The following is a 14,278-nucleotide window of genomic DNA, read 5'->3' on the forward strand; positions in this document are numbered from 1 at the left end:
GGGTACGACAACGGGCCGCCGGATTTCTCCGACGGCCCGCTGAAGAGCGCCGCTAGTGCGAGCTGCCCGCCGTGGCCGGGGGCAGTTCCACCTGGACGCCGGGGTCGCCGGCGTCCGCCGTGTAGTCGGACGGCTTGGTCTCGTCGACGCCGTCGGGCGCCTTGACGGCCCGCAGGACGAAGGTCAGGACCACGGTGACCAGCACGTTCAGCACGAAGGCGGTGAGACCGATGTAGCCGATCTCGCCGATGCCGGGGATCTCGTCGGAGGAGCCGCCGAAGTGCTTCTGCGTCGGCGAGGCGACACCGTAGGCGGCGACGGTGCCGTAGACCATGCCGACCGCCCAGCCGCCGAGCAGCGCCCAGCGGTGGAACCAGCGGGTGAACAGGCCGCCGACCAGGGCCGGGAAGGTCTGCAGGATCCAGATGCCGCCCAGCAGCTGGAAGTTGATCGCGACGGTCTTGTCCATGCCCAGGACGAAGATCAGCGCGCCCACCTTCACCAGCAGCGACACCAGCTTGGAGACCTTCGTCTCCTGCTGCGGCGTGGCGTCCGGCTTGATGAAGTCCTTGTAGATGTTGCGGGTGAACAGGTTCGCGGCCGCGATCGACATGATCGCCGCCGGGACCAGCGCGCCGATGCCGATCGCCGCGAAGGCGACACCCGCGAACCAGTCCGGGAACATGTTCTCGAACAGCTGCGGGATCGCCAGCTGGCCGTTGTCCACCTTCACCCCGGCCGCGATCGCCATGAAGCCGAGCAGCGCGAGCAGGCCCAGCATCAGCGAGTACAGCGGCAGGATCGTGGTGTTGCGGCGGATCACCTCACGGCTGCGCGAGGACAGCGTGGCGGTGATCGAGTGCGGGTACATGAACAGCGCCAGGGCCGAGCCGAGCGCCAGGGTCGCGTAGGTCCACTGGCCCCCCGCGTCCGGCACCACCCCGCCCTTGCCCGCCTCGGTGAACTTGTCGCTCGCCGAAGCGAAGATGTCGTCGAAGCCGCCCAGCTTGATCGGGATGTAGATGATCGCCACCGCGATGACGATGTAGATCAGCGTGTCCTTCACGAACGCGATCAGCGCGGGGGCGCGCAGCCCCGACGAGTACGTGTACGCCGCCAGCACACCGAAGGCGATCAGCAGCGGCAGGTCCTTGACGAACCAGTTGGTGTCCTCGCCGCCGCCGACGCCCATCACGTCGAGCACGGCCTGGATGCCGACCAGCTGGAGCGCGATGTACGGCATGGTCGCCAGGATGCCGGTGACGGCCACCGCCAGCGACAGGCCCTTGGAGCCGAACCGGCCGCGCACGAAGTCCGAGGTCGTCACGTACCCGTGCTTGTGCGAGACCGACCACAGGCGGGGCAGGAAGGTGAAGATCAGCGGGTAGACCAGGATCGTGTACGGCACCGCGAAGAAGCCGGACGCGCCCGCCGCGTAGATCGCCGCCGGGACGGCCACGAAGGTGTACGCGGTGTACAGGTCGCCGCCCAGCAGGAACCAGGTGACCCAGGTGCCGAACGAGCGGCCGCCGAGGCCCCACTCGTCGAGGCTGTGCTCGTTCTCGGCCCGGCGCCAGCGGGCGGCCAGGAAGCCCATGGCGGTGACGAGGACGAAGAAGAAGATGAAGACGGCGAGTGCGACGCCGTTCACGCCGTCGTTCATCGCGACTCACCGCCCTTCGGAGCGGAGGGAGCGGACGGAGAGGAGGGGGCGGCGGCGGAGCGGGCGGCGGCGCGGCCGCGCTGGTCCCACTGCCACAGCTTGTACGCGGTCACCGTCAGCACGGTCGAGATCAGCACCCAGGCCATCTGGTACCAGTAGAAGAACGGGATGCCGATGAAGGTCGGGTCCGTCTTGGTGTACGAACCGACCCACAGCATGGCGACGAACGGTGCGACAAGACAGAGCCCGATGACGACGCGCACCGGCGTCACCACCGGCTCTCTGCTCACTTCTGTGTCTTCTGACATGCGCGGCTCCGTCCCCTCGCTGATCACCTCGTGCAGTGCGCACGAAATGTAGGTGACGGTGTCAAGACAGCGGAAGACCTCGTCCGTATATCGGTCCTCAACTGCAACTTCGCGCCTGTGCGCGCGGAGCTATGCCGGATTTGTGCTAGTCCTGGGGCCGCTTGAGGCGGGCCACGAACTTGTAGCGGTCGCCCCGGTACACCGAGCGCACCCACTCCACCGGCTGACCGGTGCGGTCCTGCGAGTGCCGGGAGAGCATCAGCATGGGCAGGCCCACGTCGGTGCCGAGCAGACCGGCCTCGCGCGGGGTGGCCAGGGAGGTCTCGATGGTCTCCTCGGCCTCGGCGAGATGGACGTCGTACACCTCGGCGAGCGCGGTGTAGAGGGACGTGTACTTCACCAGGGAGCGGCGCAGGGCGGGGAAGCGCTTGGCGCTGAGGTGGGTGGTCTCGATCGCCATCGGCTCGCCGTTGGCCATGCGCAGCCGCTCGATGCGCAGCACCCGGCCGCCGGCCGTGATGTCCAGCAGCCCGGCGAGCCGGTCGTCGGCGGTGATGTAACCGATGTCCAGCAGCTGAGAGGTCGGTTCGAGGCCCTGGGCCCGCATGTCCTCGGTGTACGAGGTGAGTTGCAGCGCCTGCGACACCTTGGGCTTGGCGACGAAGGTGCCCTTGCCCTGGATGCGCTCCAGGCGGCCCTCGACGACCAGCTCCTGCAGGGCCTGGCGCACCGTCGTGCGCGAGGTGTCGAACTCGGCGGCCAGGGTGCGCTCCGGCGGAACCGGTGTGCCCGGGGTCTGGGTCCGGGTCATGTCGAGCAGATGCTTCTTCAGACGGTAGTACTTGGGCACGCGCGCGGTACGGACGGTCGCCCCACCCTCGTTCTCCGCACTGCTGACGTCGGTGCTCATGCTCTGCCTTCCCGGCTCCGGATGCCGAAGCGACCGCTGTCCCTGTCGGCCACGGCTCACATCGTGGCACGGCTTCGTGCCGGGATGGCCCCCGCACGCTCCGTGATCCCTTCTGTATACCCGCGGGAACACCCTTGGTCTAGTCCACAGGCCAGTCGGACGCCGCTGGTACGCGCGTTCGGAGTCGTCTCCGCACGTCATTCGGTGGGGGGTGGTACACCCGGTCCCGGTCCGCCCGATCTGTCGCTTGCGCAATGAAAGGTCCCTGCATATCTCGGTCCCATCACGGAGGCGAGGACTGGGTTTGAACACCCTTGACAGGCCTATTGGTCTGGGCCAAGCTCCCCGTACTGGTCTACACCATTGGTCCAGGTCCCGGCCCCATGGGCGGTCCGCGTCGACGAGCAACCGCGGGGAGGCAGGGGGGTTGTGTGGCATCCCTGAGGAGGGTTGGCGTGAAGCGCAAGCTTATAGCCGCGATCGGTATCGCGGGCATGATGGTCTCGATCGCCGCGTGCGGGGGCGACAGCGACGACGACGGCAAGAAGGCCGGCGCCGACGGCTACGCCGGCGAGACGCTCACCGTCTGGGTGATGGACGGCTCCTCGCCCGACGACTGGCAGGCGGACCTCGCCAAGGAGTTCGAGGCGAAGACCAAGGCCAAGGTCAAGTTCGAGATCCAGAAGTGGAACGGCATTCAGCAGAAGCTGACCACCGCCCTCTCCGAGGAGAACCCGCCCGACGTCTTCGAGATCGGCAACACCCAGACCCCGGCCTACGCCAAGACCGGCGGCCTCGCCGACCTGAGTGACCTCAAGGGCGAGATCGGCACCGACTGGTCCGAGTCCCTCAACAAGTCCGCCGTGTTCGACGGCAAGCAGTACGCGGCCCCGTGGTTCGTGGTCAACCGCGTCGTCGTCTACAACAAGAAGATCTGGGCGGACGCGGGCATCAAGGAACTGCCCAAGACCCGCGACGAGTTCTACAACGACCTCAAGACGATCGGCGAGAAGACCGACGCCGAGCCGATCTACCTGCCCGGCCAGAACTGGTACCACTTCGTGGGCCTGGTCATCGGCGAGGGCGGCGAGCTGGTCAAGAAGGACGGCGACAAGTACGTCTCCAACCTGTCCGACCCGAAGGTCGCCGCCGCCACCGAGACCTACAAGAAGTTCCAGGCCCTCTCCAAGGCGCCCAAGGACAAGGACGAGGCCACCCCGCAGCAGGGCGAGATCTTCGCCAAGGGCAAGACCGGCTCCTTCATCGGCATGGGCTGGGAGGGCGCCACCGCGATCGCCACCAACCCGGCGATCGAGAAGGACCTCGGCTACTTCACCATCCCCGGCCCCACGGCCGACAAGCCCGAGGGCGTCTTCCTCGGCGGCTCCAACCTGGCCGTCGCCGCGGGCAGCAAGAAGCAGGACCTGGCCAAGGAGTTCCTGAAGCTCGCGCTCTCCGACAAGTACGAGGGTGCGCTGGCCAAGGCCAACGGTGTCATCCCGAACAAGGAGGCGCTGCAGAGCAACCTGAAGGGCAACGCCGCCGCCGAGGCCGCCGCGCCGGCCGCCGGTACCGGTGACACCACGCCGCTGATCCCGGAGTGGGCCGCCGTCGAGAACGACCCGAACCCGATCAAGACGTACCTGACGGCCGTCATGAAGGGGAAGTCCCCGGCCGAGGCCGCCAAGCAGGTCGAGGGCGAGTTCAACAAGCGCCTGGCGCAGCAGCAGTAGCACCGGGTGAGCCGGGGCGGGGGTCGGCACACGACGGCCCCCGCCCCCGGCGTCGAGGTGAACAGGTCGAGAAGAGAGAGACCGCGAGCATGACCGTGCAGACCGAACGGCCGCCCTCAGGCCCGTCGGACGTCCGCAAGGCGGACGGTGGGGGAACCGGCGGGCCCAGAGCGAGAGCCGCGTCGCGTGCCGGCGCGCTGGCCCCGTATCTGCTGCTGCTGCCCGCCGCCGCGGCCACCGTGCTGCTGCTCGGCTGGCCGCTGGTGAAGGACGGCCTGCTGTCCTTCCAGAACCTCAACATGGCGCAGCTGATCCAGCACGTCACCGAGTGGACCGGCTTCGACAACTACAAGGAGGTCCTCACCGGCGAGGACTTCTGGCGCGTCACCGTCCGTTCCATCATCTTCACCGCGGTCAACGTCGTCCTCACCATGGTGGTGGGCGGTCTGATCGGCCTGCTGCTCGCCCGCCTCGGCAGGGTGATGCGGTTCGTGCTGATGATCGGCCTGGTGCTGGCGTGGGCCATGCCCGTGGTCGCCGCGACCACCGTCTACCAGTGGCTCTTCGCCCAGCGCTTCGGCGTCGTCAACTGGGTGCTCGACAAGCTCGGCTGGCACTCCATGGCCGACTTCAGCTGGACCGGCAGCCAGTTCTCGACCTTCTTCGTCGTCACCGTGCTGATCGTCTGGATGTCCGTCCCGTTCGTCGCGATCAACCTGTACGCGGCGACCACCACCATCCCCGACGAGCTGTACGAGGCCGCCGCCCTCGACGGGGCCGGCATGTGGCGCAGCTTCACCTCGGTCACCCTGCCGTTCCTGCGCCCGTTCCTCTACGCGACGACGTTCCTCGAAGTCATCTGGATCTTCAAGGCCTTCGTCCAGGTCTACACGTTCAACGGCGGCGGACCGGACCGTCTCACCGAGATCCTGCCCGTCTACGCCTACATCGAGGGTGTCGGCAACCAGCACTACGGCATGGGTGCGGCGATCGCGGTCCTGACCATCCTGATCCTGCTCGGCCTGACCGCGTACTACCTCAGGATCGTGCTCAAGCAAGAGGAGGACGAGCTGTGAAGCGCTCGCTCTTCGGCCGCGTGTGGCCCAACGTCACGGCCGTCGTCCTGTTCATCGGCCTCGTCTTCCCCGTCTACTGGATGTTCGCGACGGCCTTCAAGCCGACCGGGGACATCATCTCGGAGGACCCGGTCTGGTTCCCGACCGACGTCACCTTCGAGCACTTCAAGACCGCGACCGAGGCCGACCACTTCTGGACGTACGTGAGCAACTCGCTCATCGTCACCGTCTGTGCGGTCGTCTTCTCGCTGGTCATCGCGCTGGCCGGATCCTTCGCCCTGGCGCGGATGCGGTTCAAGGGCCGGCGCGGCTTCATCATCGGCTTCATGCTCGCCCAGATGGCGCCCTGGGAAGTCATGGTCATCGCGATCTACATGATCGTGCGCGACGCGTCGATGCTGAACAGCCTGGTGCCGCTCACGCTCTTCTACATGATGATGATCCTGCCCTTCACCATCCTGACACTGCGCGGCTTCGTCGCCGCCGTGCCGAAGGAGCTGGAGGAGTCGGCGATGGTCGACGGCTGCACCCGAATGCAGGCCTTCCGCCGCGTCATCCTGCCGCTGCTCGCCCCGGGCCTGATGTCCACCTCGATGTTCGGCTTCATCACCGCCTGGAACGAGCTGCCGCTCGTCCTGGTCGTCAACAAGGAGGCGGAGTCCCAGACCCTGCCGCTGTGGCTGACCAGCTTCCAGACCGTCTTCGGCGACAACTGGGGCGCGACCATGGCCGCGTCCTCCCTGTTCGCCATCCCGATCCTGATCCTCTTCGTCTACCTCCAGCGCAAGGCCGTCAGTGGCCTGACCGCCGGCGCCGTGAAGGGATAGCACCACCGATGACGACCCTCGCCAGGGCCACCGACACCCTCACGCGCGACGCGCTCGCCGTCCTCCAGCCCGGCTTCGCCGGCACCACCGCCCCCGACTGGCTGCTGCGCCGCATCGGCGAAGGGCTGGCGTCCGTCGCCCTGTTCGGGCGCAACGTCGCCTCGCCCGAGCAGGTGGCCGCCCTGACCGCACAGCTGCGCGCCGAGCGCGAGGACCTGCTGGTCGCGATCGACGAGGAGGGCGGCGACGTCACCCGTCTCGAGGTGCGCACCGGCTCCTCCTTCCCCGGCAACCACGCCCTCGGCGCGGTGGACGACGTCGGCCTCACCCGGGCGGTGGCCGCGGAACTGGGCCGCCGGCTCGCCGCCTCGGGCGTCAACTTCAACTGGGCGCCGTCCGCCGACGTGAACTCCAACCCGGACAACCCGGTGATCGGGGTGCGCGCCTTCGGCTCCGACACCGACCTGGTCGCCCGGCACACCGCCGCCTACATCACCGGGATGCAGTCCGCGGGCGTGGCCACCTCCGCCAAGCACTTCCCGGGCCACGGCGACACGGGCATCGACTCCCACCACGCCATGCCGCGCATCGACGTGGGCGCCGACGTGCTGGCCGAACGCGACCTGGTCCCCTTCCGCGCCGCCGTCGCCGCCGGCAGCCGCGCGGTGATGAGCGCCCACATCCTGGTCCCGGCCCTGGACCCGGAGCTCCCGGCAACGTTGTCCCGGCGCATCCTGACCGACCTGCTCCGCGGCGAACTGGGCTACGACGGGCTCATCGTCACCGACGGCATCGAGATGAAGGCCATCGCCGGCACCTACGGCATCGAACGCGGCACCGTCATGGCCATCGCCGCCGGTGCCGACGCGATCTGCGTGGGCGGCGGCCTGCACGACGAGGGCACCGTACGGCGGCTCAGCGACGCGCTGGTCGAGGCCGTCCGCGCGGGCGAACTGCCCGAGGAGCGCCTGGCCGACGCGGCCGAACGCGTCCGGTCCCTGTCCCGGTGGGCCGCGGAGAACCGTCTCGCCGACGCGGCCGCGGACACCGCGGACGGCGACGTCGGCCTGCGTGCGGCCCGCCGCGCGCTGCGCGTCACCGTCGCGGGGGAGCCCGCGCCGCTCACCGAACCGCCGTACGTCGCCGCGCTCACGCCGGTGGCGAACATCGCGGTCGGCGACGAGACCCCGTGGGGCGTGGCGGCCGAGCTGGGCCGGCTGCTCCCGGGCACGGAGACCGGCAGCTTCAACGGGGCCGACGCGGGCCGCGAGGCGCTGGCCGCGGCGGGCGCGCGGCGGATCGTCGCCGTCGTCCGCGACGAGCACCGCCACCCCTGGATGGCGGCGGCCCTCGACGTCCTGCTGGCGGCCCGCCCCGACACGATCGTCGTCGAGATGGGCGTCCCGCGTGCGGAACCCCGCGGCGCCCTCCACCTGGCCACCCACGGCGCGGCCCGCGTCTGCGGCCGAGCGGCGGCGGAGGCCATCGCGGGCGTCTGACACCTACCTCGTCGCCCCACCGAAGGCGCCGGTCCCGTGACGGGGCCGGCGCCTTCGCGTGCGTGCGTCGGCGTACGTACTTCGCGCGCGGGTCGGCGCGGGCGTGGGTACGACGACGGCGCCGGGTCCCCTTCGACGGGATCCGGCGCCGTTCGCGCGTGGGAGTCCGCCCCGTGGGCGCGGACCGGGTGGCTCAGATGCCCTGCCAGTCCGGCTTGTGGGCGTAGGTGTGCCGGAAGTAGTCGGCGAGCTTGAGCTTGGACGCGGCGGCCTCGTCGACGACGACCGTGGCGTGCGGGTGCAGTTGCAGGGCGGAGGCCGGGCACACGGCCGCGACCGGACCCTCGACGCTCGCGGCGACCGCGTCGGCCTTCCCCTCCCCGGTGGCGAGCAGCACCACGTGCCGCGCCTCCAGGATGGTGCCAATGCCCTGCGTGATCACGTGGTGCGGCACCTGCTCGATGTCACCGTCGAAGAAGCGCGCGTTGTCGACCCGGGTCTGCTCGGTCAGGGTCTTGATCCGGGTCCGCGAGGCGAGCGAGGAGCACGGCTCGTTGAAGCCGATGTGCCCGTCCGTGCCGATGCCCAGCAGCTGGAGGTCGACCCCGCCGGTCCCGCCCAGCGCCGCGTCGTAGGCCGCGCACGCCGCCTGCACGTCCGCGGCCGTGCCGTCGGGGCCCATGAACGCGTCCATACCGATGCCCAGCGGTTCGAGCACCTCGCGCCGGAGCACCGAGCGGTAGGACTCCGGGTGCTCCGCGGGCAGCCCCACGTACTCGTCGAGCTGGGCGATCCGCGCCCGCGCGGTGTCCACGGCACCCGAGCGCACCTTGGCCGCCAGCGCCTCGTACACGGGCAGCGGCGTCGAGCCGGTGGCCACCCCGAGCAGGGCGTCGGGCTTGCGCCGGAGCAGCTGCGCCATGGCCTCGGCTATGAGTTCGCCGCCCGCCTTGGCATCGGGAACGATGACAACTTCCACGCTGGCCTGCCGTTTCGAAGAGAGGACTCACCCGGGGCCCGGGACTGGCTATGTGGTTTAGACCAATCTAACAGAGCGGGACCGCGCGGTCGCGCTGAAACGGTCAGGCGGGTGGCGCCGTTCCGGCCGTGGTGTCAGGTCAGCGAACCTCCCGTGGCGTCCACCCAGCTTCCCGTGACCCACCGGCCCCCGTGCGAGGCGAGGAACGCGACCACGTCGGCCACCTCGGCCGGCGCCCCCACCCCGCCCAGCGCGGAGAACGCCGCCGCCCGCTCCCAGCCGCCCTCGCTCCCGTGCAGCATCCCGGCCGTGTTGTCCGTGTCGATGATGCCGGGCGCCACCGAGTTCACCGTGATGCCGCGGGTGCCCAGCACCTTGGAGAGGTCGCGGGAGAACACGTCCAGCGCGCCCTTCGTCATCGCGTACGCCATGTTGTCCGGCATCACCGCCGTGCGGGCCAGGCCCGACGAGATGTTGATGACCCGGCCGCCGTCGCGCAGCCGCCCCATCCCGTGCTTGAGGATGAAGAACGGTGCCTTCACGTTGACCGTGAAGACCGCGTCGTACTCCGCCTCCCCTATCTCTCCGATGGGGCGGGTGTTGCCGATCCCCGCGTTGTTCACCAGCACGTCCAGCCCTTCGGCGTGTCTGTCGAACTGCTCCCACAGCGCCTCGGCGGCACCCGGAGCGCCCAGGTCGGCCCTGATCGTGAACGCCGAGCCGCCCCCGGCCTCGATCGCGGCGGCCGTCTCCTTCGCCGCCGCCTCGTTCCTCCCGTAGTGCACCGCGACCCGGGCGCCGTCGCGGCCCAGCCGCTCCGCGATGCCCCGCCCGATGCCCCTGCTCGCCCCCGTGACGAGTGCCGTCCTGCCCGCAAGCACGCCCATCCCGGCGCCCCCTTCGCTTTCGCTAGTGATCGCTACAGAAATGACGTTACAACGGTCCGGGGGCTTTTTTCTAGTGGCCGCTATAAAATGCACTCCATGGTGAGCGGTGAGAAGACCGAATGGTCCGGGGCGCCTGCCCGCAGTGGCGCGGCCAGGACCCGCGGCCGCCCGCGCTCCTTCGACCGGGCGACGGCGCTGGAGGCGGCCCTGCTGGCGTTCTGGGAGCACGGGTACGAGGCCACCTCCGTCTCCGACCTGACGCGGGTCATGGACATCGGAGCCCCGAGCCTCTACGCCGCCTTCGGCGACAAGCGCTCGCTCTTCGAGGAGGTCGTCCAGGAGTACGGGGTGCGGTTCGGCTCGTTCGGCGAGCGCGCCCTCGCCGAGGAGCCGACCGCGCGTGCGGGCATAGAGAGGATGCTGCGCGAGGCCGCCGCCGAGTACACGGCCCCCGGCCGGCCGCACGGCTGCCTCGTCATCCACGCGGCCGCCAACTGCTCGACCGCCGAGGTGGAGGAGTCCCTGCGGGAGCGGCGCAACGCGAACATCGCCGCCATCGAGAGCCGGATCGGTGCCGACATGGACGAGGGTGTGCTGCCGCCGGACACGGACGCCGCCGCCCTCGCCCGGTACACCGGTGCGATGATCCAGGGCATGTCCCAGCAGGCGCGGGACGGCGCGAGCAGGGCGGAGCTGGAGGCGCTCGCGGAAATTGCGCTGGCGGTCTGGCCCCGAGGTTGAGCCAACGGGGTTAGGCTTCTGGCGGCTGCCCGGACGGTGGTCCGGTCGCCACAAGTCACCAACAACAAACAACGTCCACCGCATGGACACGGTTAGTGGTCTAGTCCACAATGGTTCCTGAGGAACTGACCGTGTCGCTCACGCAAAGTGATCGTCAGGCTTCCGCCCTCCCCGCACAGGAGGACGGACCGAGGAACCGGCGCTCTCTGCCCTGACTGCTCCGGCTCCTCATCCTTCGGCCGACCGGGACCGCACACCCCACGGCCGATGTTGCTCCGGGCTGCGGTGCCGAGAGGGCTGAGGGTCCCTCTCAGGCGCCGCGGCCCGCGGGTGTTTCCGGGGCTTACCCGGCGCGGCGGGGGCGCGGTGGAGTGCGGCTGGTTTCGAGCGCGGTCCGTACCGCCAGGTACGCTCAGCCCCGTGCCCTCCATGAACGAACTCGTACGCCAGCACACCGCACTCGACGACTCCGACCTCGAGTGGCTCCATCTGCTGGTCTCGGAGTGGCAGCTTCTCTCCGACCTCTCCTTCGCCGACCTCGTCCTGTGGGTCCCCACCCGCGACGGCACGCGCTACGTCTCCGTCGCCCAGATGCGGCCCAACACCGGCCCCACCTCGTACCAGGACGACATGGTCGGCCACCTCGTCCCGCGCGGCCGGCGCCCCATGCTGGACGCAGCCCTGGACGAGGGCCGCATCGTGCGCGAGGGCGACCCCGAGTGGCGCGAGGAGGTCCCGGTCCGCGTCGAGTCCATCCCCGTACGCCGCCAGGGACGCGTCCTCGGGGTCATCGCCCGCAACACCAACCTGCTCACGGTGCGTACGCCGAGCCGGCTGGAGCTCACCTACCTGCAGAGCGCCTCCGACCTGGCCCAGATGATCGCGGCCGGCGCCTTCCCGTTCGAGAACCAGCAGGTCGACATGGACGCCTCGCCCCGCGTCGGCGACGGCCTGGTCCGGGTCGACGGGGACGGCATCGTCCAGTACGCCTCGCCGAACGCGCTGTCGGCCTACCACCGCATGGGCCTGGCCGCCGACCTGGTGGGCCAGCACCTGGGCCGGACCACCGCCGAACTCGCCCCGTCCCGCGGGCCGGTGGACGAGGCGCTCGCCAAGGTGGCCAGCGGCTGGGCGCCGCGTGAGTTCGAGATCGAGGCACACGACGGGGTGATCCAGTTCCGCGCCATCCCGCTCAAACCCAAGGGCACCCGCATCGGTTCGCTCGTTCTCCTGCGGGACGTGACGGAACTGCGCCGCCGTGAACGCGAATTGATCACCAAGGACGCCACCATCCGGGAGATCCACCACCGGGTGAAGAACAACCTCCAGACGGTGGCGGCCCTGCTGCGCCTGCAGGCCCGCCGCATCGAGTCCGACCGGGGCCGCGAGGCGCTGGAGGAGGCCGTGCGCCGGGTCGGCTCGATCGCGATCGTGCACGAGACGCTCTCCCAGAACCTGGACGAGCGCGTGGAGTTCGACGAGATCGCCGACCGCGTGCTGGCGATGGTGGCGGAGATCTCGCCGGGCAAGGTCACCGGCCGGCGCACCGGACGCTTCGGCATCCTCGACGCCGAGGTCGCCACCCCGCTGTCCATGGTGCTGACCGAGGTGCTGCAGAACGCCCTGGAGCACGGCTTCCGGGACGGCGACACCGGCACGGTCGAGGTCTCCGCGGTCCGCGGCGGTACGACGAAGGAGGCCAGGCTGCTGGTCACCGTCCAGGACGACGGAGTCGGCCTGCCCGAGGACTTCGACCCGCACCGCTCCGGCAACCTCGGCCTGCAGATCGTCCGCACCCTGGTGGAGGGCGAGCTGGGCGGGGCGTTCGACATGGTCCCGGCGGCGGAGCGCGGGTGCCGCGTGATCCTCGACATCCCGGTGCCCGCCGAGAAGTAGCGGCCGTCGGGCGGTGGGCACAGCAAAAAGCCCCGGACCGGTGAAGGTCCGAGGCCAGTGCTCGTGCGATACATCGTCCGATGCGCATCGGGGGTACTGCGCGCTGCGGCTCGGGAGCGGGGGATGCGTACTCGCTGTACGCGCCGCCAAGCTGAGGCTGTCAGTAGGGGTGGGTTGTCAGGCGGAGGCCTGACGAGCCCGGTTGCGGGCGGCACGGCGCTTCATTGCGCGGCGCTCGTCCTCGCTGAGACCACCCCAGACGCCGGAGTCCTGGCCGGACTCGAGCGCCCACTGCAGGCACTGCTCCATGACGGGGCAGCGACGGCAGACGGCCTTGGCTTCCTCGATCTGCAGCAGCGCGGGACCGGTGTTGCCGATGGGGAAGAAGAGCTCGGGGTCTTCCTCGCGGCAAACGGCGCGGTGACGCCAGTCCATGGCTGCTACCTCTCCTTGGTATTACATGCTGGGATGCTTGTGAATGTGAACGCTTTCACGAATCCCTCAACAAGGGAAGGGCCTAGCGCCAGGTTCCCTGGCGTGGTCCTGTGGTTTGAAGAGGGGTTCCGGTGATCTGTGGATGCCGGTCCTGCGGGCTGTCCCGATCGCCAAGAAGAGACTCGCAAACCTCGGCGGCGGATACAACCCCTTCCGGAAAGTTTTTTTTGATTCTTCGGTGTCGACTAGGTCACAGCCGTACTTCCATGGGGTGGACCCTGGTCTAAACGTTCGAGTGAAAGGACTTTCGCCCCTTCTGCTCACACAATCACACGCAGTGCACGGCGTACGCCTGTGAACGTCACGCTGGTCCGCAACCCCAGGTGGTCACCGTCCATCTGAAGGGGCAGGGGCACCTTCGAATGCAAGGTGAACTCGGTCAGATCGTGCAGGGAGACCGCATGACGGCCCCGCGGCCCGCGCTCGGGGGACGAAGTGAGCAACTGGGTGCCATACCGGGCAACCGCGGCCGTCGACAGCCGGCTGAGGCCGAACACGTCGAGGGCGGTGTCGAACGACGCCTCGGGAGAGGCGTAGATCGGGCGATTCCCGAGGAACGTCCAGGGGCAGGTGTTCGAAACTATGGACAGGACCAGATCGGTGACCGGGTCCTCGCCCGCCCGCTCCAGAGTGATCGTCCCGCTGCGGCGGTGCGGCTCGCCGATGAGCTGACGCACCACCTGGCGGACGTAGAGGGCGTGCGTCGACTTCTTGCCGCGCTCACGGTGCTGCTCGACCCGGCCGACCACGCCGGCGTCGAACCCCAGACCGGCGTTGAAGGTGAACCAGCGGGCCGGAACCGCCTCGTCCTCCGAGCCGGGCGTACCCGACGCCAGCCCCAGGCCGACGGTCCGCTCGCTGCCCTCGCGCAGGGCGTCCAGCAGGGCTCCGGTGGCCTCCACCGCATGGTTGGGCAGACCGAGGGCGCGGGCGAAGACGTTGGTGGAACCACCCGGGACCACCGCGAGACCGGGCAGGTGCTCCGGGTCGGGGCCCGCGTGCAGCAGACCGTTGACGACCTCGTTCACCGTGCCGTCGCCGCCGAGGGCCACCACCAGGTCGATGTCGTCGCTCTGCGCCGCCTGCCGGCCGAGGTCGCGCGCGTGGCCGCGGTACTCGGTGGTGACCGCCTCCAGCTTCATCTCGCTCGCGAGCGCGTGGATCAGCACGTCGCGCGTGCGCGCACTCGTGGTGGTTGCCGCCGGATTGACCACGAGAAGTGCACGCATGCTGTGCAGGGTACCTACTGGGTGGTACTCGGCCC

General features: G+C 69.6%; 13 protein-coding genes. 6 read left to right on the forward strand and 7 right to left on the reverse strand.

The genetic code is table 11. The features are described 5' to 3' along the window. Positions 1-52: 52 nt before the first annotated feature. The 3 genes from mctP to ACZ7MF_RS05730 form a co-directional block, all read right to left on the reverse strand. Positions 53-1,663 (reverse strand): monocarboxylate uptake permease MctP, encoded by a 1,611-nt coding sequence (gene mctP, locus ACZ7MF_RS05720; protein WP_361004158.1) that lies wholly within the window; start codon positions 1,661-1,663, stop codon positions 53-55. Next, entirely contained in the window at positions 1,660-1,971 is a 312-nt protein-coding gene (locus ACZ7MF_RS05725; RefSeq protein ID WP_471474698.1) for a DUF3311 domain-containing protein, read from the reverse strand. Before ACZ7MF_RS05725 ends, mctP begins: the two co-directional genes overlap by 4 nt. 145 nt (positions 1,972-2,116) lie before the next feature. Continuing rightward, a complete protein-coding gene (locus tag ACZ7MF_RS05730; protein ID WP_003973740.1) occupies positions 2,117-2,881 on the reverse strand; it encodes a GntR family transcriptional regulator in 765 nt (254 codons plus the stop codon). A gap of 455 nt (positions 2,882-3,336) precedes the next feature. Between ACZ7MF_RS05730 and dasA the strand changes: the two genes are divergently transcribed. The 4 genes from dasA (at position 3,337) to ACZ7MF_RS05750 (ending at position 8,016) form a co-directional block, all read left to right on the forward strand. Next, on the forward strand, positions 3,337-4,614 hold the full coding sequence (gene dasA / locus ACZ7MF_RS05735) for a N,N'-diacetylchitobiose ABC transporter substrate-binding protein DasA (RefSeq protein WP_471474699.1): 1,278 nt from the start codon (positions 3,337-3,339) through the stop codon (positions 4,612-4,614). 89 nt (positions 4,615-4,703) lie between these two features. Beyond that, on the forward strand, positions 4,704-5,690 hold the full coding sequence (locus tag ACZ7MF_RS05740) for a carbohydrate ABC transporter permease (protein ID WP_356856690.1): 987 nt from the start codon (positions 4,704-4,706) through the stop codon (positions 5,688-5,690). Next, positions 5,687-6,517 (forward strand): carbohydrate ABC transporter permease, encoded by an 831-nt coding sequence (locus tag ACZ7MF_RS05745; protein WP_471474701.1) that lies wholly within the window; start codon positions 5,687-5,689, stop codon positions 6,515-6,517. Before ACZ7MF_RS05740 ends, ACZ7MF_RS05745 begins: the two co-directional genes overlap by 4 nt. Before the next feature lie 8 nt (positions 6,518-6,525). Beyond that, positions 6,526-8,016, forward strand: a complete 1,491-nt coding sequence (locus ACZ7MF_RS05750) for a glycoside hydrolase family 3 protein (protein ID WP_471474702.1) — start codon at positions 6,526-6,528, stop codon at positions 8,014-8,016. A 193-nt stretch (positions 8,017-8,209) separates the two neighbouring features. Here ACZ7MF_RS05750 and nagB read toward each other — a convergent pair whose 3' ends face one another. Next, positions 8,210-8,995: a glucosamine-6-phosphate deaminase gene (gene nagB, locus ACZ7MF_RS05755; RefSeq protein WP_471474704.1), complete on the reverse strand. Its 786-nt coding sequence runs from the start codon at positions 8,993-8,995 to the stop codon at positions 8,210-8,212. 134 nt (positions 8,996-9,129) lie between these two features. After that, positions 9,130-9,882, reverse strand: coding sequence for an SDR family oxidoreductase (locus tag ACZ7MF_RS05760; protein ID WP_471474705.1), 753 nt, complete (start codon positions 9,880-9,882; stop codon positions 9,130-9,132). A 96-nt stretch (positions 9,883-9,978) separates the two neighbouring features. Here ACZ7MF_RS05760 and ACZ7MF_RS05765 point away from each other — a divergent pair, with 96 nt between their 5' ends. Beyond that, positions 9,979-10,623 (forward strand): TetR/AcrR family transcriptional regulator, encoded by a 645-nt coding sequence (locus ACZ7MF_RS05765; protein ID WP_471474706.1) that lies wholly within the window; start codon positions 9,979-9,981, stop codon positions 10,621-10,623. A 420-nt stretch (positions 10,624-11,043) separates the two neighbouring features. After that, positions 11,044-12,519: a histidine kinase N-terminal domain-containing protein gene (locus tag ACZ7MF_RS05770; protein WP_471474708.1), complete on the forward strand. Its 1,476-nt coding sequence runs from the start codon at positions 11,044-11,046 to the stop codon at positions 12,517-12,519. A gap of 177 nt (positions 12,520-12,696) precedes the next feature. Here the strand turns inward: ACZ7MF_RS05770 and ACZ7MF_RS05775 are convergent, their stop codons facing one another. Together ACZ7MF_RS05775 and ACZ7MF_RS05780 are read right to left on the reverse strand one after the other, a co-directional pair. Continuing rightward, a complete protein-coding gene (locus ACZ7MF_RS05775; protein WP_003973730.1) occupies positions 12,697-12,954 on the reverse strand; it encodes a WhiB family transcriptional regulator in 258 nt (85 codons plus the stop codon). Between the two features lie 320 nt (positions 12,955-13,274). Beyond that, positions 13,275-14,243, reverse strand: a complete 969-nt coding sequence (locus ACZ7MF_RS05780; RefSeq protein ID WP_356856704.1) for a diacylglycerol/lipid kinase family protein — start codon at positions 14,241-14,243, stop codon at positions 13,275-13,277. Positions 14,244-14,278 lie beyond the last annotated feature (35 nt).

Source organism: Streptomyces sp. NPDC111628 (genome assembly GCF_055635195.1).

Bases quoted from the DNA above. Each gene is read 5' to 3' on its own strand.
- mctP (WP_361004158.1), bottom strand. From the start codon at position 1,663: ATGAACGACGGCGTGAACGGCGTCGCACTCGCCGTCTTCATCTTCTTC.
- ACZ7MF_RS05725 (WP_471474698.1), bottom strand. From the start codon at position 1,971: ATGTCAGAAGACACAGAAGTGAGCAGAGAGCCGGTGGTGACGCCGGTG.
- ACZ7MF_RS05730 (WP_003973740.1), bottom strand. From the start codon at position 2,881: ATGAGCACCGACGTCAGCAGTGCGGAGAACGAGGGTGGGGCGACCGTC.
- ACZ7MF_RS05740 (WP_356856690.1), top strand. From the start codon at position 4,704: ATGACCGTGCAGACCGAACGGCCGCCCTCAGGCCCGTCGGACGTCCGC.
- ACZ7MF_RS05750 (WP_471474702.1), top strand. From the start codon at position 6,526: ATGACGACCCTCGCCAGGGCCACCGACACCCTCACGCGCGACGCGCTC.
- ACZ7MF_RS05760 (WP_471474705.1), bottom strand. From the start codon at position 9,882: ATGGGCGTGCTTGCGGGCAGGACGGCACTCGTCACGGGGGCGAGCAGG.
- ACZ7MF_RS05765 (WP_471474706.1), top strand. From the start codon at position 9,979: ATGGTGAGCGGTGAGAAGACCGAATGGTCCGGGGCGCCTGCCCGCAGT.
- ACZ7MF_RS05775 (WP_003973730.1), bottom strand. From the start codon at position 12,954: ATGGACTGGCGTCACCGCGCCGTTTGCCGCGAGGAAGACCCCGAGCTC.
- ACZ7MF_RS05780 (WP_356856704.1), bottom strand. From the start codon at position 14,243: ATGCGTGCACTTCTCGTGGTCAATCCGGCGGCAACCACCACGAGTGCG.